The following is an 18,976-nucleotide window of genomic DNA, read 5'->3' on the forward strand; positions in this document are numbered from 1 at the left end:
TCGCCATCGCCACGATCCTGTCGCGCCACCGGGCGAACAGCCGGTGGCCCGTCTGACCTCCGCCTCTCCCGGCCCTCCGCCCCTCCCGCTTCCCCTCCACCGCCGCCGCCCGGCTTCCCCGTCCGAGCGCCCCTTCCGGCGTCCCCACACACCGCAATTCCTCCCCTCGGCCGATCATGGCAATCCTTGAGTGCCGTCACTCGTACGAGGGGCTTTCACGCCTGACCAGCGGGTACACGGAAGCCTTATCCGGACACGCGTATGACGGGCCCCGTCTCCGGTGGGAGACAAGGCCCGTCACTCGGGCGCGTGGTGTCGCGCGGTGCACGCCCTCACCCGATCGGCGGAGGGCGGCCGTTCGTGGGGCCCGGCTCCGACCGGCCGGAGCCGGGCCGGAGCGGGCCGAAGTCGACCGGAGTCGACCGGAGTCGACCGGAGTGTGCCGGAGCCGGCCCGGGTCAGCCCACCGGGGCCGGGTGGGCGGCCTCGGCGGCCCGGGTCGCCCAGCGCGGGGGCGCCTCGCGGGCGCAGGCGTAGACCAGCGGGCCGATCAGCTCGGCGGCGTCCGGCAGCCAGCGGTTGAGCGCGGTGGGGGTGCGGGCCCACTGGGCGTACCCCAGGGAGCCGATCCGGGAGGGCGGCGCGACCGTCCAGTCGCCCTCGCCGCGGGCCACCAGGTCCAGCCGGCCGGGCGGGCGGCCGAGCCGGCGCAGCATCTCCGGGAGCCGGGCCGCGGCGCCGGGCAGCACCAGGAAGTGCAGCCGCCGTCCGACCCGTCCGGGCGCGGCGGGCTGGACCGCCACCGGGCCGAGCTGGAGGTCCATCCGCTCCATCCGGGCGAGTGCCAGGCAGCCGGCCGTCTCCGGGACGTCCAGGACGTCGAACGAGCGCCCGGTGGGCAGCAGGATCGACGCCCGCGGCCGCTCGGCCCACCAGCTCCGCACCGCCCCGGGCCCGGCGCTCGCCCTGCGCGTCCAGTCCGCGTCCAGCGGATGGGCCCCCGGCAGGGGGCAGTGCGGGTCGTCGCAGGAGCAGCGGACGGCTCCGGCGTCGTCGACCAGCCAGGCGCCGGGGGCCACCTCCCAGTGCCGGTTCTCGGCGTAGCCGGCGGCTTCGGTGAGCAGTGCGGGCGGAGCGGCCTTCTCGCCCTGGCCCGAAACATCGCGGATGTCTTCCACGGGGTGCTCAACTACCGTGTGTGAGGCTGGTTACGGCCCGGGGGCGCCCGGTTGGGTGCATCCCGGTGATGTCACCCGTTCCGGTTAGTCGACCGAGTTGAAGGGCCCGAGGGCAGGCGCAGTGGGGGCGCACGGGAGCATTTCCCGGGGCGCAAGGGGGGTGCGGTTCGTCACCGTGGGTATCCCGCTGGCGTTGCTGATCGCTAACCTTGTGTCAGATTCCTTTGATGGTCGGACAGTCGGCAACAGATCAGCAGAATCGTCGCCCGCCGGCCGGGACCGGAGGGTGTGGGGAGGCGAAGCCCAATGGCCGCGAGACCACTCGTCGCACGACAGCCCAACGAGCGTCTGCAGCAACTGATCCAGGAGGCCAGTTGCTCCAACGCCGGCCTGGCCCGCAGGGTCAACCTCTGCGGGGCCGAGCACGGGCTCGACCTTCGGTACGACAAGACCTCCGTCGCCCGCTGGCTGCGCGGGCAGCAGCCGCGCGGGCAGGCACCGGCCGTGATCGCCGAGGCCCTGGGCCGCAAGCTCGGCCGCAGCGTGTCGGTCGAGGAGATCGGCATGGCGGACGGCAAGAACCTGAGCTCCGGCATCGGGCTCCAGTTCGCGCCGACCATCGGTGCCGCGCTGGAGCAGGTCTGCGAGCTGTGGCGCAGCGACGTCGGCCGGCGGGACTTCCTGACCGGGGCGACGGTCGCCGCCTCCGCCCTGGTGGAGCCCAGCCGGGACTGGCTGATCACCCCGCCGGACCCGGTGGTGGCGCGGGCCGGTGGCCCCCGGGTCGGTCCGACCGACGTGGCCGCGATCAAGGCGACCACCGTGATGCTGGTCGACCTGGACCACCGCTTCGGCAGCGGCCATGTGCGCCCGGTGGTGGTGCACTACCTCAACTCGGTGGTCTCCGGCCTGCTCGGCGGCGCTTACCGGGAGGAGACCGGGCGCCAACTCTTCGCCGCGGTGGCCAGGTTGACGGAACTGGCCGGCTACATGGCGGTGGACACCGGGCAGCCGGGGCTCGCCCAGCGCTACTACATCCAGGCGCTGCGGCTCGCCCAGGCCGCCGACGACCGCGGCTACGGCGGGTACGTGCTGGCCGCCTCGATGAGCCACCTGGCGGCCACCCTCGGCAACCCCCGGGAGATCGCCCAACTCGCCCGCGCCGCACAGGAGGGCGCCCGGTCGGTGGCCACTCCGACGGCGATGGCGATGTTCTACGCCGCCGAGGCCCGCGGCCACGCCCTGCTCGGTGACGCCCGCTCCTGCGAGGCGGTGTCGGCCAGGGCGCTGGCGATGATGGAGAAGCGCCGCCCGGAGGACGACCCGGACTGGATCGCCCACTTCGACGACGCCTACCTCGCGGACGAACTGGCCCACTGCCACCGGGACCTGGAGCAGGCCGGCCAGGCCGAGCACTACGCGCGCCGGGCGCTCGACCTGCACCCGCCGACCAGGGTGCGGCGCCGAGCGGTGGACCTCGTCCTGCTGGCCACCGCCCAGCTCCAGCAGCGGGACCTGGAACGCGCCTGCGAGACGGGCACCCAGGCGGTCCGGCTGCTGAGCGGTCTGCGCTCCAACCGGGGCGTGGAGTACCTGGACGAGTTCCGGCGCCGGCTGGAGCCGTACCGGGAGCAGCGGGTGGTCCGGGAGTTCCACGCCCGGGCGGACGCCGAGGCGGCCTGAGCGGAGCGGCCCGGGCCCCAGGTGGTCCGGGCCGCGGCGGCGGTCGGACCCGCGGCGGTCGGGGCCGGTGGCGGCCGCGGACCGTCTGTGCAGGGAGCGTGACGGTTGTCCCGCCCGCGTGGTCACCCGGTGAGGCGAACCGGTAGCGTGGGCGCGACGTCCAAGGAACTGTGATGCTCCCAAGAACCGACGAGATGTGGTCCGCCGTCAGTGCGCGGTCCTGCACAGGTGAGGAATCGCGTTGAGTCAGCGCCGCTCGTACCCGAACTCCGGTGACTTCAACCTGGACGACCTGTTCCGCCCCGAGCCCGGCCACCCCCAGGGGCAGCCGTCCGGGCAGCCGCAGGGCCACTCGGCCGTGCCGCCGGTGGGCCAGCCGTCCGGGCAGCCGGAGTACCTCGGTGAGGGCGCGCACGCGCTGCCGACCCAGGCGATGCCCGTACAGCAGGCCCCGTGGGGCGCGCCCCAGCCCGGGTACGGCGTCCCGCAGCACGATCCGGCCCCGGAGACCCAGCACCTGCCGCCGTACCCGGTCGGCGATCCGCAGGCGGCGGGCTACCCGGCCGCGCAGCAGGCCCAGCCCGGTTACCCGCAGGCGCAGCCCGCGCCCGGCTACCAGGCCTATCCGCCGGCCGCGCAGCCGCAGCCGGCCTACCCGGCGCCGGACTACGGCCAGGGCTACGGGCAGGACCAGGGCTATGGGCAGGACCACGGCCAGGGCTACGGGCCGGGCGCCGGCCCGGGGCAGGACTACGGCCAGAGCATCGGCCGGGGTTTCGACACGACCCAGGCGGGCGGCCCGGGTCAGGGCGAACGCCGCTCCAACAAGCTGATCATCGGCGGTGTGGTGGCGGGCTTCGCGGTGGCCGGCATCGTGGCCGCCGTCCTGCTGACCGGTGGGGACGATCCCAAGGGCGGCAACAAGACCACCCCGGTGGCCGCCGTGAGCTCCGCCCCCACCGGCGCCACCGGTACTCCCGGCACTTCCGGCACGGCGAGCGCGAGCGGTTCGGGCGCGGCCGTCGACCCGGACGTCAAGGCCCAGGCGCAGCCGCTGTCCGACCTGCTGGGCACCGCGAGCGACAGCCGCAGCTCGGTGGTCTCCGCGGTCGCCTCGGTGCAGAAGTGCGACAAGCTGCCCGAGTCCCAGCAGGCGCTGACCGCCGCGGCCGGCAAGCGCCGCGAGCTCCAGAGCAAGCTGGGCCAGCTGAAGACGGACAAGCTGTCCGGCGGCCAGCAGCTGGTCGAGCAGCTCAACGCGGCCTGGACGGCCTCGGCCCAGGCCGACGACGAGTACGCGGCCTGGGCGCAGGACGCCCAGGGCTCCTGCGACGCGAAGAAGCAGGACAACCAGCACTACAAGAACGCCGTGCAGGCCAGCGGCACCGCGACCACCGCGAAGAAGCAGGCCGCCACGCTCTGGAACGCGATCGCCACCCAGAGCGGGCTGCCCAGCCGGAGCGACGGCGACCTGTGAGCGACGAGGGGACGGGCCACCGGGCCCGCCCCCCTTGACCCGGGCGGGTTCGCGTCAGGCCGGTGGGCGGCCCCCGGTGAGCACCCAGCGGACGTCCACGAAGCCGGGCTGCTGCAAGGTCATCCGGCCGTTCTTGACCACCTGGTAGGTGACCCAGGTGTTCACCAGCCGGGGCGAGCCGCTGCTCGGCAGCATGTTGGTGGTGCCCCAGTTCAGCGTCGGGGTGATCCCGGTGTCGATGCCCTCGCCGCTGTCCAGCAGCGAGGAGACCGTGTTCGGCGTGACCGGCTTGCCGCGCTCCGTCAGCTTCTGCACCACCGTCCGGAACACCTCGTACGCGACCCAGGTCGTCCCCACGCCCGGGTCGGAGACGTCGATGGTGTGCCCGCCGGTGGTGTCGGTGCGCACCACCGCGCGCAGCCCGTCCCAGATCTTCGCCGACTCCGGCGGGTACCAGCTGGTGACGTAGGCGCCGTTCAACGGGCCGGAGTCGCCGCCGGTGGAGTCCACCACCGACTGCTGGACGCTGCCGATCACCGAGGCGATCCGGGTGTTCTTCGGGGCCAGCCGCCGGTAGGAGTCCAGCAGGTTGCCGGTCGGCTCGGAGGCCAGGGCGCTGGTGATGCAGTTGCCCGGCTCGTCCTTGCCGATCGCCTTGCGGGCCACCGGGGAGTAGTCGGAGGACTGCTCGGGCGCCTTGATGTCCGTCAGCTTGACCCCGGCGGGCCGCAGCGCGGTGCCCAGGTAGCCGAGCAGGTTGTCGCCGGCCGGGGTGTCCGGGCGGACCAGGGCGACGGTCTTGCAGCCGGCGTCCACCAGCTGGCGGCCGTTGCCCGCGACCAGCGCCGGCAGGCCGCCGTCCACCGGGTAGGACAGCGGGCTGGCGAACTCCGGCTGGGAGAGCCCGTAGCCGCCGATCAGCGGGATGCCGGCGCGCTCCAGCACCGGCATGAACGCCTCGCCCCACTGGCTGTAGGAGCCGATCACCGCGGTCACCTTGGCGTCGACCGCCTGCTGGGCACAGGCGCGGGCACCGTCCGCGGTGTTGTGCTCGTTGCAGGTGATCACTCGCAGCCGGTGGCCGTTCAGTCCGCCGTTGCCGTTGACGTCCTGGCCGATGGCGGAGGCGAGCGCCGTCATGCCCGGGCGGTCGGCCGAGCCGGTGCCGGACGGGGCCCAGGTCATCACGGTCAGTTCGGTGCCGCTGGTCGAAGCATCGGCCGATCCGCCGCACGCGGAGGCCGAGAAGAGGGTGGGGAGCAGGACCGCGGTGGTCGCGGCGGCTGCGATCGGGCGACGGCGGCGGCGTCGCACGATCGGGGGACGGGCGTCCTGGAACGAGTCCCTTCGGCTGGTCATCGGTCTTCCCTCTCTGGGGCGCCCTCCGGCGCACCGGAGCAAGCCAAGCCCCGGCGCCGCAAGCAGAGAGGGCCGAAGTGCGAACGGGCGACGAACGGAGGCCGAAATCCGGGGCGGTACGCGTGTAGATCGGGAGTGGAGCGCGAACAGACGGGGAACGTACGATCGTTCACCATGTCCGCCAGCACAGATTCTTCGCACCGGTCCGCGCGAAACGCCTCCCGTCCGGGCCACCGCTCCAGCACGATGGGCGGCATGCCGCTCAACGACCTGCCCTGGTGGCGCTGGCGAGCCCGACTGCGCTCGGCGCTGCACATGCTGTCCGACCCCGGTTTCCAGCAGGAGACCTGGCTGATCGGCCGGGAGGGCTACGGGGACGTGACCGACGCAGTCTACCGACTGGTCGAGGACACCTGGCTGGACCACTGGTCGGCCGAGAAGTACGTCGGCACGATCTTCCGCGACTCCGCCGAGGCCACGCTGGTGGACGTCGCGGTGCTGCGGGCCGTGCAGATGCTGCACGAGGTCGGCGCGGACGCCCCGGCCTCCGCCTACCTCGGCCACCCCGGCTGGCCGGAGACCGTCCGGGCCGCCCGCGAGGCGCACGTCGCGCTGGCCGCGGGCGACGGGGAGGACCCGGACGCGGCACCCAAGTCGCTGGACGTGCTGCGCATCCTCACCCAGGCATGACCGGCCGGACACCCTCCGTCCCGCAGTACGGTCAGCGGGGCGGAGGATGTCCGGGATGTGACACGCTGGACCGTCCGCCCACGTCACGACCTCAGAACGGGATACCCCCAGTGGAACAGCAGCCGGCCGGCGCCCAGTACGTCCTCACGCTGTCCTGCCCCGACAAGCAGGGCATCGTCCACGCTGTCTCCAGTTACCTCTTCATGACCGGCTGCAACATCATCGACAGCCAGCAGTTCGGGGACGGGGACAGCGGACTCTTCTTCATGCGGGTGCACTTCTCCGCCCCCGAGCCGGTCACCGCCGACAAGCTGCGGGCCAGCTTCGCCGCGATCGGCGCCTCCTTCGGGATGGACTGGCAGATCCACCCGACCGAGCAGCGGATGCGGATCGTCCTCATGGTCAGCAAGTTCGGGCACTGCCTGAACGACCTGCTGTACCGCACCCGGATCGGCGCGCTGCCGGTGGAGATCGCCGCGGTGGTCTCCAACCACACCGACCTCCAGGACCTGACCGAGAGCTACGGCGTCCCGTTCCACCACATCCCGGTGACCAAGGACACCAAGGACGAGGCCGAGCGGCGGCTGCTCGACCTGGTCGCCGCGGAGGAGGTCGAGCTGGTCGTGCTGGCCCGCTACATGCAGGTGCTCTCCGACCGGCTGTGCGTCGAGCTGTCCGGCCGCGTGATCAACATCCACCACTCCTTCCTGCCGAGCTTCAAGGGCGCCAAGCCGTACCACCAGGCGCACGCGCGCGGCGTGAAGCTGATCGGCGCCACCGCGCACTACGTCACCGCGGACCTGGACGAGGGCCCGATCATCGAGCAGGAGGTGGCCCGGGTCACCCACGACGTCAGCCCGGACCAGCTGGTCGCGCTCGGCCGGGACGTCGAGTGCCAGGCGCTGGCCCGCGCGGTGAAGTGGCACAGCGAGCACCGGGTGCTGCTGGACGGGACCCGGACGGTCGTCTTCGCCTGAGGCCGCGGGGCTTCCGGGGTTCGGCCCTCCGGATTTCCAGGCCGGTGGTCGTACGGTTTGGTGGTCGCACGGCCCGGTGGTCGTTCGGCCTTACGGCCGGGAGAGCAGCGGGAGCGCGTGCAGCACCTCGCGGACCGCGGCCCGGTCGCCGTGCTCGCCGACCGGCAGCCGGTCCGGGTCGCGGTGCGCGGCGGCCAGCTGGCACAGCTCCAGGCCGTCCAGCACCATCGAGGCCACCGGATCGGCGCCGCCGCCCTCACCCTCGTCCAGGGTGATCAGCCACTCGCCGCCCGCCGGGCCGTCGACCACCAGCCGCACCCGCCGGGCGGTCCGGACCCCGCCTTCCGGCGCACCCGGTGCCCCGGCGTGCTCGGGGCGGACCGCGCGCTGCCCGGCCAGCGCCCGGGGGAGCAGCCGGACCACCAACTCCACCATCTGCCGCAGGTGCTGGGTCGCCGGCGGATCGTACGGGTAGGCGACCGCCCGGGCCACGTCCTCGCCGTGCACGAAGCACTCGAAGGCGCGGTCCACGAAGGCGTCGCGCAGCGGCAGCACCGTGAAGCCGTAGTCCACCGGGGTGTTCCCCTGCGGGACCAGCGCGGCGCCGCGCACCAGGTCGTGGGCCTGCTGCCGCCAGCGGGAGCGCACCGACTGCGGTGGCAGTCCGTCCTGGTCGGCGAGCAGCCGGGCGGTGCGCGTGGTGATCGCGGTGTACGGACCGCCCTGCGGCGGGACGCGCGGCACGGCCGGCCTGGCGGCCGGCTCCTGCGGCGGCACCCGCCGCGCGGCCGGTGCGGCGGGCAGGCCAGGAGCGGCCGGCACCGGATCGGGCAGGCCGAGGGCGAGTGCCAGGAAGCCGTCCACGGCCGTCAGCCGGCCGAGCACCTCGGCCGGGCGCAGCCACGCGGTGCCGCCGTGCCACGGCAGTTCGACCACCTCCTGCCACTCCTCCGGCCCGAGGTCGCGCAGCAGCGCGTCGAGCTTGGCGGTCTCCGCCGTGTACGGCATGCCCCAGGCGGGGACGGGCAGTTCGGCGGGCCGGCGGGTCAGGCACCAGTCGAGCACCTGCCGGCGCAGCGAGCAGGGCTGGTCCAGCGGCTCGTCGTGGGAGAGCCAGCCGGCCGCCTCGCGCAGCCGGGCCCCCTCCTCGGCGCACTCCCGGCACTCGCGCAGGTGCTGCTCCAACTCGGCGGCCTCGCCGGGCGGGCAGGCGCCGAGGGCCCAGGCGCCGAGCAGTGAGCGCAGGGCGTCGTGCCGCTCCTCGGTGCTGCTCACGTCTCCCCGCTCCTCCCGTTCCCGGCGCCGTCCCGGGTTCCGTTCCAGGACCCGTCCCCGGACGCGGACCCGTGCCCGGTTCCGTCGTCCTGGCGGGCGCGCTCCTCGGCCAGTTCGGTGGCCAGCAGCTCCAGACCCAGCCGCATCCGCTGCTTGGCGGCCTGCTCGTCGATGCCGAGCAGCCGGGCCGTCTCCGGGTAGGTGCGGCCGTCGTAGTAGGTCACGGCGATGGTCTCACGCAGGGGTTGGGGCAGGGAGTCGACCACGAACCGCATCCGCGCGGCGGTGGCCACGGCGCGGATCTCCGCCTCGGCGGGCCCGCTGTCGCCGTCCGGCCCGTGTTCGGCGGCGCGCCGCGCCCGCAGCCGCTCGACCGCGCGGCGGTGGGTCAGCGCGCCCAGCCAGGAGCGCAGCGTGCCCCGGGCGGGGTCGAACTCCTCCGGGTGCTCCCAGACATGGGCGAAGACCTCCCGAGTGAGCTGGCCGGCGGCCGCCTGGTCGGCCAGTATTCGACCGGCCAGGCCGTGCACCATCGGCGCGAGCCGGTCGTAGAGTTCGCCGAGCGCCGTCTCCTCGCCGCGGGCGAGGCGGCGCTGCAACTGCTCGTCCCAGCACGGGTTCTGCTCCGGGGTGGCCATCGGGAACCACCCTTCTGCCCGGGTTCGCTGGCGTACCCAACGGTATCTTGCGGCCGGGCGGCGCCGGGGGCGATTGCGGCAAGAGCGGAACCGTCCGGCGCGGATCGTCGTCCCCACCGGTACGGGACGGCCTGCGCGGGCGCCCGGGATCGGATCGTCGGACGGCGGGACGGCCGGTCGGTGCGACGGCCGCTCGGCGGGACGGTTCGCCGGTGCCGCCGCACGAGGGCCGTCGGACACATGTCGCACGGGTGGTCCGCGAGTGGCGGGCGGGGCACCGGGGGCGCCTGACGGTAGGTTCCCGACTGCGGACCGGCAGGCCGGCCCGGGTCGGCCGAGCGCCGGTACGAGGCTCGCCCGAGTGAGCGGGACAGTATGCACTGCGCTGTCCCCCGATCGCCGGAATATGCCCGAAGCGCTTGCTGTGGTCCGCCGCCCCGCCCATCCTGAGGCGTATTCGTGTCGCGGCCGGTGCCCGACCGACGAGACGGCGCGGCCGAGTGGGCGCGGGCGACGGACGGCCCGGGTGGCGCCGGGCGACGCGCGAGGGTCCGCCGGCCGGCTGAGCCGGCCCGACCGGGACTCAGGCCGAACTGCGAGTGCGGGTGGTGGAGCGGTGCAGGTTCTTCAGGTACAGCTGGCGGTGCAGGCTGACCCCGCCGAGGTCGGCCGGGCCCGCCGGTGGGTGCGCTCGCGGCTGCTGAACCACGGGGTGGACCCGGACGCGCCGATGGCCGAGACGGTGGTGCTGGTGGTCTCGGAGCTGGTGACCAACGCCGTGGTGCACACCGGTTGTCCGGCCGTGCTGCGGCTCTGCCTGCCGGTGGCCGACGGACCGGGAGGGGGCGGCGGTCCGGCGGGCGGCGGTCCGCCCGCCCCGCTGCTGAGGGTCGAGGTCGCCGACGCGAGCCGGGCCGCCCCGGCCCCGCGGCACGCGGGAGCGGACGAGGACGCGACCAACGGGCGGGGCCTGGAGCTGGTCGAGCTGCTCTGCGAACGCTGGGGCTGGTACCCGGAGGGCGACGGCAAACGGGTCTGGTGCGAGATCGGTGGCGATGCCCGCCCGGCCGATCCGCTGGCCGATGTGGACTGGGCGGCTTTGGCGCAATAGCGGCTTTCGCGGCGGCCGTGGGGCGGCTGTTGGGCAGCTCTGGGGCGGCCGTGGAGCGGCCTTCGGGCGGCGCCGATCACGGGCTCTGATCACGGGCTCTGATCACCGGCCGAAAGGTGACGCAACCATTCCGAATTTCGGACTACCCATTGACGTGACGTATCCGACTGATCACGCTTGGGTGCGGCGCTCCGTCGCGAGGGGACGCCGAGGGGACGTCCGTCCACCGCCGCGGTGTTGCTGTCCAGGGAATTCGTGCCAGCGAGGGGGGCCGTCGGCGGCCGGTCGAGGCCCGCTCCTCGGCGAGTGCGGAGGGCGCGGCGCGGGTTCAGGGCTCGCGCGCCGCGGTTGGATGGCGGCTTGCCGTGGTGCGCTCGGGGTGCGCACGGCCTGCCGCCATCCAATGCGACGCCGGGAGACGACGGGTTTCGGCCACCGGCGGATCGGGGTTTCGCGGGTTCTCGGGTTTCGCGGGTTTCGCGGTTTCACCGGCTCTCGGTGACGGAACGGAAGGTGCGCCGGTAGGCGCTGGGCGCGACGTCCAGCCGGCCGCGCAGTCGCAGCCTCAGCGAGGCCGCGGTGCCGAAACCGGACTCCCGGGCGACCTGGTCGATGGTCAGATCGGTCCGCTCCAGCAACTGCCGGGCCCGCTCGGTGCGCTGGGTGGTGATCCACTGCCCGGGGCTGGCGCCGGTCTCCTCGCGGAAGCGCCGGGTGAAGGTCCGTACGCTCATCCCCGCCCGGTCGGCGAGCTGCCGCAGTGCCAGCGGCCCGTCCAGGTGCTCCAGCGCCCAGGCGCGCACCTCGGCGGTGCCGCCGACGCCGGATTCCGCCGGGCTCGGGGCCTCCACGTACTGCTTCTGGCCGCCCTCGCGCCACGGTGGCACCAGGCAGTTGCGGGCCACCGTGTTGGCCACCGCGCTGCCGTGGTCACGGCGCACCACGTGCAGGCACAGGTCCACCCCGGCGGCCACCCCGCCGGAGGTGAGGACGTCGCCGTCGTCGGTGTAGAGCACGTCCGGGTCCAGTAGCACCCGGGGGAACAGCTGGGCGAAGCGCTCGGTGTAGCGCCAGTGGGTGGTGGCCGGGCGGCCGTCCAGCAGGCCGGCGGCGGCCAGGATGAAGGAGCCGGTGCAGATCGACATCAGCCGGGTGCCGGGCCGGATCCGGCTCAGTGCGGCGGCCAGCGCCGGGGTGAAACAGGCGTCGGCGACGGCCGGGCTGGAGTCGGCGGAGGCCGGGATCAGCACCGTGTCGGCCCGCTCCAGCAGTTCGGGCCCGTGGTCGACCAGCACCCGGAAGTCCGCGCTGGTGGTGACCGGCCCGCCGTCCAGGGTGCAGGTGGCCACCTCGTACAGCGGCCGGCCGGCCGAGTCCCTGGCGCCGCCGAAGATGCGGGCGGGGATGCCGAGTTCGAAGGCGATCACGCCCTCCAGGGCGAGTACCGCGACCAGGTGTGCCATGCCGTCCCCCTCGGGCGCCGGTGGGAGCGGCCGTCCCGGTGACGGCCGCCCGGCCCGGGCCAGGGTACTGCGGACGGGTGGCCCGATTCTTGCGAAAGCTGTCATTCGGGCCACTCGTCAGCTTCCGGGTGCCCCGGAACACTCGTCAGGGTGACCGAACGCAGCGCCCTCGCCCCCATCTCCCACACCGAACCACCCGCCCCGGCCCGGCGCCCCCGGGTGCACTACGCCTGGGTGGTGGCCGCCGTCTCCCTGCTCGTCCTGCTCGGCTCGGCCGGCTTCCGCTCCACGCCGAGCCTGATGATGGACGCCCTGCACAACGAGTTCGGCTGGTCGCTCGGGACGATCTCCAGCGCCACCTCCGTCAACCTGACCCTCTACGGCCTCACCGCACCCTTCGCCGCCGCCCTGATGGACCGTTTCGGGGTCCGGCTGGTGGTGGTCTGCGCCCTGCTGACCATCTCGGTCGGCTCCGGGCTGACCATGCTGATGCGCGAGCCCTGGCAACTGGTGCTCTGCTGGGGCGTGCTGGTCGGCCTCGGCAGCGGATCGATGGCCGGCGCCTTCGCCACCACCATCACCGGCCGCTGGTTCCAGGCCCGCCAGGGCCTGGTCACCGGGGTGCTGACCGCCGCCGGAGCAGCGGGCAACCTGGTCTTCCTGCCGGTCGGCGCCTGGCTGGTCGAGCAGCACGGCTGGCGTTCGGCCGTGGTCGTGGTCTCGCTCGCCGCCAGCGCCGTCGCCGTCCCGGTCCTGCTGCTGATGCGCGAGCGGCCCGCCGACCTCGGCCTGCTCCCGTACGGCGCGACCGAGGCCCCTCCCGCGCCGGCCGCCGGTGGCCGCGCCCTGGCCCGTTCGCTGCGGGTGCTGCGCGACGCCGCCCGCAGCCGGGCGTTCTGGCTGCTGGCCGGCTCCTTCGCGATCTGCGGCGCCACCACGGCCGGCCTGGTCGGCACCCACTTCATCCCGGCCGCGCACGACCACGGCATGCCGGTCACCACCGCCGCGAGCCTGCTCGCCCTGATCGGTGTGTTCGACGTGCTCGGCACGGTCTTCAGCGGCTGGCTCACCGACCGGGTCGACTCCCGGCTGCTGCTGACCGTCTACTACGGGCTGCGCGGACTGTCCCTGCTCCTGCTGCCGCAGCTGCTGGCCGGATCGCTCCAGCCGCCGATCCTGGCCTTCGTGATCTTCTACGGCCTGGACTGGGTGGCCACCGTGCCGCCGACCGTCGCGCTGTGCCGCCGGCACTTCGGCGACGACGCCCCGATCGTCTTCGGCTGGGTGCTCGCCGCCCACCAGATCGGCGCGGCCGTCGTCGCCGGGCTGGCCGGCCTGGCCCGTGACGCGCTCGGCAACTACGACCTGACCTGGTACGGCGCCGGAGCGCTGTGCATGGTCGCGGTCGGGCTCTGCCTGGCACTGCGCACCGGCCGCGGTGATCGCAGTGACGGGGCGGTGCCGGCGCTTTCGTGACGCTCCGGGCGAGGGGCGAGGCGGGGCCGCGGGTTGTGGGGTTGCTGGGCAATGGGGTCGTGCGGGACCTCCTGGTGGGACTGTCGTACCGGAGGTCTAGGCTCCGCCCCATGACCCTCACCTTCACCCTGGACCCGAAGCTCGACCCGGACCTGCGGACGGCCGTCGTCCGGCTCTGGACCGACGTCACGAACGCCGGCGGGGCGGTCGGCTTCGTGGCACCGGTCACCGAGGAGGAGGTCTGGAACACCGCCGACCGCCAGTTCGCCGGAGTCGAGCCGACCGGCCCGGACCGGCTGCTGGTCGCGCACGAGAGCGGGACGGGCCGACTGGTCGGCGTGTTGTTCTTCGAGTCGATGCGCTTCGACCTCATGGAGCACTGGCGGATGCTCAAGCGGGTCATGGTGCACCCGGACTTCCAGGGCCGCGGCTACGGCGCGCAACTCCTCACCGAGGCCGAGCGGGTGGCCCGCGAATGGGGCCTGGAGTCGCTGCGGCTCACCGCGCGCGGCGGGCTGGGCCTGGAGCGCTTCTACGCCCGCAGCGGCTACCGCGAGGTCGGCCGGGTGCCGGCGGCGATCCGGGTCGCCCCCGGGGACGACCGCGACGACATCACCATGTGGCTCGATCTCCGCTGACTCCCGCCCCGCGCGGGCCGGCTCCGGGAGCGGGGAGCGGGCCGGACGGGTCGTCGCGGGCCGGACGGGTGCCCCGTGCCCCGCGCCGCCCGTCAGGCATGCTTGACTGGAGGACCCGCCCTCGTCCGCGCCATGAAGAAGGAAGTGTCCAGTGACCAGCAACGGCCCGGAGAAGTCGCACGCCACGCTCCGCTACACCTCCATGCGGGTCAGCATCTTCCTCGGTTGCCTGCTGGTGGCCCTGCTGCTCGGACACTTCCAGGTCATCCCGGTGAGCGGCGAGGCCGGCATGATCTTCCTGTTCCTGTTGGCCGCGGTCGCCTCCGCGCCGCTCAGCTACGCGCTGCTGAGCAAGCAGCGCGACGCGATGTCCGCCCAGGTCAGCGGTAAGGTCGCCGGGCTGCGCAGCCGCACCGCCGAGCGGATCGCGGCGCAGAACGCGGAGGAGGACGCCGCCGACGACGCCGCCCGCGCGGCGACCGCCGGTCAGAGCTGACCCCCGGTCCCGGCCCCGCCCCGAGCACAGTCGTCGTGCCCGTCATCCGAGACTCCGTGCCGCCCGAGCCGCCCTGCGAGCCGTCGCCCGAGCCGTCGTCCGGGCCGGCTTCCGGACCGTCGTCCGGGCCGTCGTCCACCGAGGAGGCGCGCGGCACCTGGCCGGCTCCCGTCCGGCGGCCCACCGGGCGGGACGTGGCCCGGCTCGCCGGGGTCTCCCAGGCCACCGTCTCCCTGGTCTTCTCCGGCGCCGAGGCGGGCCGACGCGTCTCCGAGGCCACCCGGCAGCGTGTCCGGGAAGCCGCCGACAGCCTCGGCTACCGCCCGCAGGCGGCCGGCCGGCAGCTGCGCCTGGGCCGCAGCGGGATGATCCTGCTGGCCGTGCCGAACCTCCAGGGCCCGTTCTTCGGCCGGGTGTTGGAGGGCGTCCACGAGGAGGCCGGCCGCAACGGCCTGTCCGTCGTGGTCAGTTCCGGCTGGGGCCGTGACACCCTCGCCGGGGCCGCCACCGCCGGCCGCTTCGACGGCCTGCTGATCTGCTCCCCGGACGACAGCCAGCTCGGCGAGCTGCCCGCCGACACCCCCGCCGTCTTCCTGGACGCCGACCCCGGCACCGACCGGGCACGGCCGACCGTGGAGCTCGACGTGGCCGGCGGGATGCGCGCCGCGGTCGAGCACCTGGCCGCGCTCGGCCACCGCCGTATCGGCCGGCTGCGCTCCAGCCATGCCGCGTACACCTTCCGGGTCCGGCAGGCCGCCTTCGAGCAGGCTGTCCGCGAACTCGACCTGGACGTCGTGGAGTTGGGCGTCAGCCTGAACGACGGCCACCGGGCCGCACGGGCCGTGGCGGGCCGGCTGCTGGACCGGCCGGACCGGCCGCGCGCGGTGATCTGCGACGACGACGTGGTCGCCTCCGGGGTCTACCAGGCCGCCGCCGAGCTGGGGTTGCGGGTGCCGGAGGACCTGTCCGTGGTCGGCATGGACAACGTCGCGGTGGCCGCGTTGCTCGCCCCGCCGCTGACCACCGTCGACCTGCCCGGCGAGGAGCTGGGCCGGGTGGGTGCGGCCGCGCTGGCGGCACTGCTGCGCGGGGAGCGGGTGGCGCCGGTCGAGCCGCTGCCGACCTCGCTGGTGCTGCGCTCCTCCACGGCGCCGACTCCGGCGTCGGCATAGGCGTTCGCGGCTGCGGCTGCGATCGGAGCGGATGGATCACGCTCCGTTACTGATCGACGCGGCCGACATCAAGCTCCTCGACCTCACCCCGGGGACCACCGCGACCGTCAAGGTCGTCCTCAGGTTCCCCGACTTCACCACCCCCAACGCCACCAAGACCGTCAACTCGGCAACCCTGACCGCCGACGGCTCGTGGAGGTGGGTCAGCCCACCGGGACGGGTTGCGCTGCCGGGGTGGCCGGTGCCGGGTGGAACCAGCGCCGGGCGCCGAGCAGCAGCAGTCCGCCGAGCGCGATCCCGCCCACCGCGCACAGCGCCACCGGGCGCAGCGAGCCCTCGGCGAGCTTGCCGGAGACGGCGTAGCCGAGCGAGTTGCCGGTGGCGAACAGTGTCACCAGCCAGGCGAAGGCCTCGGTGACGGTGCCGGTCGGCGCCAGTTCGGCGACCAGCACGAACGCCGCCGCCAGCAGCGGGGCCAGCATGATCCCGGAGAGGAAGGCCAGCGCAGCCATCGGGTACGGCCCGGGCAGGGTGACCAGCGGCAGGTAGGTGGCGGCCATCACGAGGGCCATCACCCAGGTGCGGGTGGCGGTGCTCTGCCGCCACTTGACCGCGCCGTAGGCGAGCGCGCCGAGCAGGCCGCTGAGCGCCGCGAGTGCCAGCAGGGCGCCTCCGCCGCCCGGCAGCGCGTCGGCGTGCCGCTCGGCGTAGGCGATGAACAGCACGTTCTGGGCGCCGACCGCCCAGCCGGCGCCGCCCAGTCCGACCAGCAGCAGCACCAGGCCGGGGGAGCGCAGCGGGCCGAGCAGTCCGGCGGACTTCTCCCGTACCGGGGCGCGCCAGGTCCGGGCGGGGCCGGTGGTGGCCACGATCAGTGTGCCGGCCAGGCCGAGTCCGGCGGCCACCCAGAGCGCGGCGACCGGGCTGAACAGTCCGGAGATGGCGGCGACGGCCAGCGGCCCGGCGACGTAGAGGGTCTGCTGGGAGGCGGAGTCGAAGGCGTACGCGGTGTCCAGCTGTTCCTCCTCGACCACGTCCGGCCAGAGCGAGCGCAGGCAGGGTTCCAGCGGGGGCATGGCGAGCCCGGCGATCGCGGCGCCGACCGGCGCGCCGATCGCGGAGCCGGGGTCGAGGGCGAGCAGCGCGTACCCGCCGCCGGCGACCACGGCGGAGGCGAGCAGGACGCGCGGTTGTCCGGTGCGGTCCACGATCCGTCCGAGCACCGGCCCGCCGACGGCGGCGGCGATCGCGTAGGCGGAGGTGGCCAGTCCGACCCGGCCGTACGGCACTCCGGCGTCGCGCAGGGCGAGGGCGATCACCAGGGCGGTCATGCCGGCGGGCAGGCGGCCGAGCAGGGTGCCGAGCAGGAGGCGGGTGACGTGCGGGGCGCGGAGCAGGGCGAGGTAGCCCATCGGCGTCTTCTCCGGGGTGGGCAGGCGTGGGCGAGGACGTCGCCGAGGTTATACGTATAACTGCTGAGCGGTCAATCGGACTCATATGGCGATCTGATGGTGTGTCAGCTTCGTTCGTGTCCGGAGTCATGCCCGGTGATGAGTCCGGGGAGGGTGGGAACTCTGCGTAACCTCAAACAAGTCCTTTGAACATCTCAAACCTTTACTGCTAACGTATCGGCCATGACAGCCTCGGACGCACTGCGGACGCACGGCCCGGGCCCGCTGCCCGGCGCCGCCCGCCCGTGTGCTCCGACCGGTGCTGTGGACCGCCCGCGCCGTTGTCGCGCCATGAGCTGTACCGCGGCGGCACGCCCCTAACCGGGGGCCGGCCTCTCCCGTCCGGCCCCGCGCTGTGCCGCCTCCTCCGCTCCACACCTCACCGTCAGCAACGCCCTCCCCCGGAGAAGCTCCCCCATGTCCACAGCGCCCGAGGCGACCTCGTCGCCGTCCGTGCTCACCCGCATCCGCAAGACACCCTTCTGGGTGCAGATCGTCGCCGGCCTCGTGTTCGGCGTCGGCCTCGGCTACCTGGCCCGCGCCGCCGACATCTCCTGGCTGGCCACCACCCTGGAGACGATCGGCAAGATCTTCGTCCAGCTGCTCAAGGTCGCCGTCCCGCCGCTGGTGTTCACCGCGATCGTGGTGAGCGTCGCCAACCTGCGCAACGTCACCAACGCGGCCCGCCTGGCCACCCGCACGCTGCTCTGGTTCATGATCACCTCGCTGATCTCGGTCGGCATCGGCATCGGCCTGGGCCTGCTGACCAACCCGGGCGAGGGCACCAACCTGAAGACCGAGGGCCTCAAGGCGCTCGACTCCAAGGGCACCTGGATCGACTTCCTGACCGGGATCTTCCCGACCAACATCGTCGACTCGTTCGCCAAGGTGAACGTGCTCCAGATCGTCTTCCTGGCGGTCGTGGTCGGCGCGGCGGTCATCAAGCTCGGCGCCAAGGCCGAGCCGATCCTCAAGCTCAGCGAGTCCGTGCTGGAGCTGACCCAGACCGCCCTGTGGTGGGTCATCCGGCTCTCCCCGCTCGGCACCCTCGGCCTGATCGGCAAGTCCGTCGCCAAGTACGGCTGGGACCTGCTCAAGCCCTTCGCCACGCTGACCCTGGACATCTACCTCGGCTGCGCGCTGGTGCTGTTCGTCGTCTACTCGCTGGTGCTGCGCTTCGCCGCCGGGCTCAACCCGCTGCACTTCTTCAAGGGCGCCTGGCCCGCCATCCAGCTGGCCTTCGTCTCCCGCTCCTCGGTCGGCACCCTGCCGGTCACCCGCCGCGTCACCGAGCGCCTCGGCGTCCCGAGCGAGTACGCGTCCTTCTCCGTGCCGTTCGGCGCCACCACCAAGATGGACGGCTGCGCCTCGATCTACCCGGCCGTCGCCGCGATCTTCGTCGCCCAGGTCTTCAACATCGAGCTGGGGATCAAGGACTACATCCTGATCGCCTTCGTCTCGGTGGTCGGCTCGGCCGCCACCGCGGGCCTCACCGGCGCGATCATCATGCTGACGCTGACCCTCTCCACCCTGGGCCTGCCGCTGGAGGGCGTCGGCCTGCTGCTCGCCATCGACCCGATCCTGGACATGATGCGCACCGCGACCAACGTCGCCGGCCAGGTCGTCGTGCCGATCGTGGTCGCCGCCCGGGAGAAGATCCTGGACGTCGCCGCGTACAACAACCCGTCCGGTGACCTGTACGAGGAGGACGCCAAGCCGGCCGTCGTCACCGCGGGGCAGGGCGGGGCGGCCGCGGCCACGGCCTGAGGTTCGTCCGAGGCCTGAGGCGCGCCGACGTGTGCCGAGGCCGTTCGGATGTCCGGTCGGACGTTTGAGGGGACGTTCGACCGACAAGAGGGAAAGGGCCCTCTCCCGGTGCCGGGAGAGGGCCC

The 18,976-nt window shown here is 73.7% G+C and carries 16 protein-coding genes; 10 read left to right on the top strand and 6 right to left on the bottom strand.

Features of this window, described 5'->3' with window-relative positions; genetic code table 11:
• Window positions 1-458: 458 nt before the first annotated feature.
• Entirely contained in the window at window positions 459-1,178 is a 720-nt protein-coding gene (locus ACFRMQ_RS21125) for a bifunctional DNA primase/polymerase (protein WP_380732046.1), read from the bottom strand.
• A gap of 306 nt (window positions 1,179-1,484) precedes the next feature.
• On the opposite strand from ACFRMQ_RS21125, the gene ACFRMQ_RS21130 reads away from it, so the two are divergent.
• Window positions 1,485-2,861 (top strand): transcriptional regulator, encoded by a 1,377-nt coding sequence (locus ACFRMQ_RS21130; RefSeq protein WP_380732047.1) that lies wholly within the window; start codon window positions 1,485-1,487, stop codon window positions 2,859-2,861.
• 241 nt (window positions 2,862-3,102) lie between these two features.
• Entirely contained in the window at window positions 3,103-4,338 is a 1,236-nt protein-coding gene (locus ACFRMQ_RS21135; RefSeq protein WP_380732048.1) for a hypothetical protein, read from the top strand.
• A gap of 54 nt (window positions 4,339-4,392) precedes the next feature.
• Here ACFRMQ_RS21135 and ACFRMQ_RS21140 read toward each other — a convergent pair whose 3' ends face one another.
• A complete protein-coding gene (locus tag ACFRMQ_RS21140; protein ID WP_380732049.1) occupies window positions 4,393-5,697 on the bottom strand; it encodes an ABC transporter substrate-binding protein in 1,305 nt (434 codons plus the stop codon).
• 174 nt (window positions 5,698-5,871) lie between these two features.
• Between ACFRMQ_RS21140 and ACFRMQ_RS21145 the strand changes: the two genes are divergently transcribed.
• Together ACFRMQ_RS21145 and purU are read left to right on the top strand one after the other, a co-directional pair.
• Entirely contained in the window at window positions 5,872-6,387 is a 516-nt protein-coding gene (locus ACFRMQ_RS21145; protein WP_380732050.1) for a hypothetical protein, read from the top strand.
• Window positions 6,388-6,497: 110 nt separating this feature from the next.
• Window positions 6,498-7,364 carry a formyltetrahydrofolate deformylase gene (gene purU / locus ACFRMQ_RS21150; RefSeq protein WP_380732051.1) on the top strand — a complete coding sequence of 289 codons (867 nt, stop codon included), beginning with the start codon at window positions 6,498-6,500 and terminating at the stop codon, window positions 7,362-7,364.
• Between the two features lie 90 nt (window positions 7,365-7,454).
• On the opposite strand, the gene ACFRMQ_RS21155 is transcribed toward purU, so the two are convergent.
• Both ACFRMQ_RS21155 and ACFRMQ_RS21160 read right to left on the bottom strand, forming a co-directional pair.
• Window positions 7,455-8,639, bottom strand: coding sequence for a zf-HC2 domain-containing protein (locus tag ACFRMQ_RS21155; RefSeq protein ID WP_380732052.1), 1,185 nt, complete (start codon window positions 8,637-8,639; stop codon window positions 7,455-7,457).
• Window positions 8,636-9,277 (bottom strand): sigma-70 family RNA polymerase sigma factor, encoded by a 642-nt coding sequence (locus ACFRMQ_RS21160; RefSeq protein ID WP_380732054.1) that lies wholly within the window; start codon window positions 9,275-9,277, stop codon window positions 8,636-8,638. Before ACFRMQ_RS21160 ends, ACFRMQ_RS21155 begins: the two co-directional genes overlap by 4 nt.
• A 616-nt stretch (window positions 9,278-9,893) precedes the next feature.
• Here ACFRMQ_RS21160 and ACFRMQ_RS21165 point away from each other — a divergent pair.
• On the top strand, window positions 9,894-10,388 hold the full coding sequence (locus tag ACFRMQ_RS21165; RefSeq protein ID WP_380732055.1) for an ATP-binding protein: 495 nt from the start codon (window positions 9,894-9,896) through the stop codon (window positions 10,386-10,388).
• Window positions 10,389-10,873: 485 nt separating this feature from the next.
• Here the strand turns inward: ACFRMQ_RS21165 and ACFRMQ_RS21170 are convergent, their stop codons facing one another.
• On the bottom strand, window positions 10,874-11,851 hold the full coding sequence (locus ACFRMQ_RS21170) for a GlxA family transcriptional regulator (RefSeq protein ID WP_380732056.1): 978 nt from the start codon (window positions 11,849-11,851) through the stop codon (window positions 10,874-10,876).
• Window positions 11,852-12,001: 150 nt separating this feature from the next.
• On the opposite strand from ACFRMQ_RS21170, the gene ACFRMQ_RS21175 reads away from it, so the two are divergent.
• The 4 genes from ACFRMQ_RS21175 to ACFRMQ_RS21190 all read left to right on the top strand — a co-directional run bounded on the left by ACFRMQ_RS21175 (window position 12,002) and on the right by ACFRMQ_RS21190 (window position 15,633).
• A complete protein-coding gene (locus ACFRMQ_RS21175; protein ID WP_380732057.1) occupies window positions 12,002-13,327 on the top strand; it encodes an MFS transporter in 1,326 nt (441 codons plus the stop codon).
• 110 nt (window positions 13,328-13,437) lie between these two features.
• A complete protein-coding gene (locus tag ACFRMQ_RS21180; protein WP_380732058.1) occupies window positions 13,438-13,965 on the top strand; it encodes a GNAT family N-acetyltransferase in 528 nt (175 codons plus the stop codon).
• Window positions 13,966-14,116: 151 nt separating this feature from the next.
• Window positions 14,117-14,461 carry a DUF4229 domain-containing protein gene (locus tag ACFRMQ_RS21185; protein WP_380732059.1) on the top strand — a complete coding sequence of 115 codons (345 nt, stop codon included), beginning with the start codon at window positions 14,117-14,119 and terminating at the stop codon, window positions 14,459-14,461.
• Window positions 14,462-14,496: 35 nt separating this feature from the next.
• Window positions 14,497-15,633 carry a LacI family DNA-binding transcriptional regulator gene (locus tag ACFRMQ_RS21190; protein WP_380732060.1) on the top strand — a complete coding sequence of 379 codons (1,137 nt, stop codon included), beginning with the start codon at window positions 14,497-14,499 and terminating at the stop codon, window positions 15,631-15,633.
• Window positions 15,634-15,836: 203 nt separating this feature from the next.
• Here the strand turns inward: ACFRMQ_RS21190 and ACFRMQ_RS21195 are convergent, their stop codons facing one another.
• Window positions 15,837-17,045, bottom strand: coding sequence for an MFS transporter (locus ACFRMQ_RS21195; protein WP_380732061.1), 1,209 nt, complete (start codon window positions 17,043-17,045; stop codon window positions 15,837-15,839).
• A gap of 456 nt (window positions 17,046-17,501) precedes the next feature.
• Here ACFRMQ_RS21195 and ACFRMQ_RS21200 point away from each other — a divergent pair, with 456 nt between their 5' ends.
• Window positions 17,502-18,851 (top strand): dicarboxylate/amino acid:cation symporter, encoded by a 1,350-nt coding sequence (locus ACFRMQ_RS21200; RefSeq protein ID WP_380732062.1) that lies wholly within the window; start codon window positions 17,502-17,504, stop codon window positions 18,849-18,851.
• Window positions 18,852-18,976 lie beyond the last annotated feature (125 nt).

The sequence above is a fragment of the Kitasatospora sp. NPDC056783 genome, assembly GCF_042789895.1.
Classification (GTDB): domain Bacteria; phylum Actinomycetota; class Actinomycetes; order Streptomycetales; family Streptomycetaceae; genus Kitasatospora.

Bases quoted from the DNA above. Each gene is read 5' to 3' on its own strand.
- ACFRMQ_RS21140 (WP_380732049.1), bottom strand. From the start codon at position 5,697: ATGACCAGCCGAAGGGACTCGTTCCAGGACGCCCGTCCCCCGATCGTG.
- ACFRMQ_RS21160 (WP_380732054.1), bottom strand. From the start codon at position 9,277: ATGGCCACCCCGGAGCAGAACCCGTGCTGGGACGAGCAGTTGCAGCGC.
- ACFRMQ_RS21170 (WP_380732056.1), bottom strand. From the start codon at position 11,851: ATGGCACACCTGGTCGCGGTACTCGCCCTGGAGGGCGTGATCGCCTTC.
- ACFRMQ_RS21180 (WP_380732058.1), top strand. From the start codon at position 13,438: ATGACCCTCACCTTCACCCTGGACCCGAAGCTCGACCCGGACCTGCGG.
- ACFRMQ_RS21130 (WP_380732047.1), top strand. From the start codon at position 1,485: ATGGCCGCGAGACCACTCGTCGCACGACAGCCCAACGAGCGTCTGCAG.
- ACFRMQ_RS21200 (WP_380732062.1), top strand. From the start codon at position 17,502: ATGTCCACAGCGCCCGAGGCGACCTCGTCGCCGTCCGTGCTCACCCGC.
- ACFRMQ_RS21145 (WP_380732050.1), top strand. From the start codon at position 5,872: ATGTCCGCCAGCACAGATTCTTCGCACCGGTCCGCGCGAAACGCCTCC.
- ACFRMQ_RS21195 (WP_380732061.1), bottom strand. From the start codon at position 17,045: ATGGGCTACCTCGCCCTGCTCCGCGCCCCGCACGTCACCCGCCTCCTG.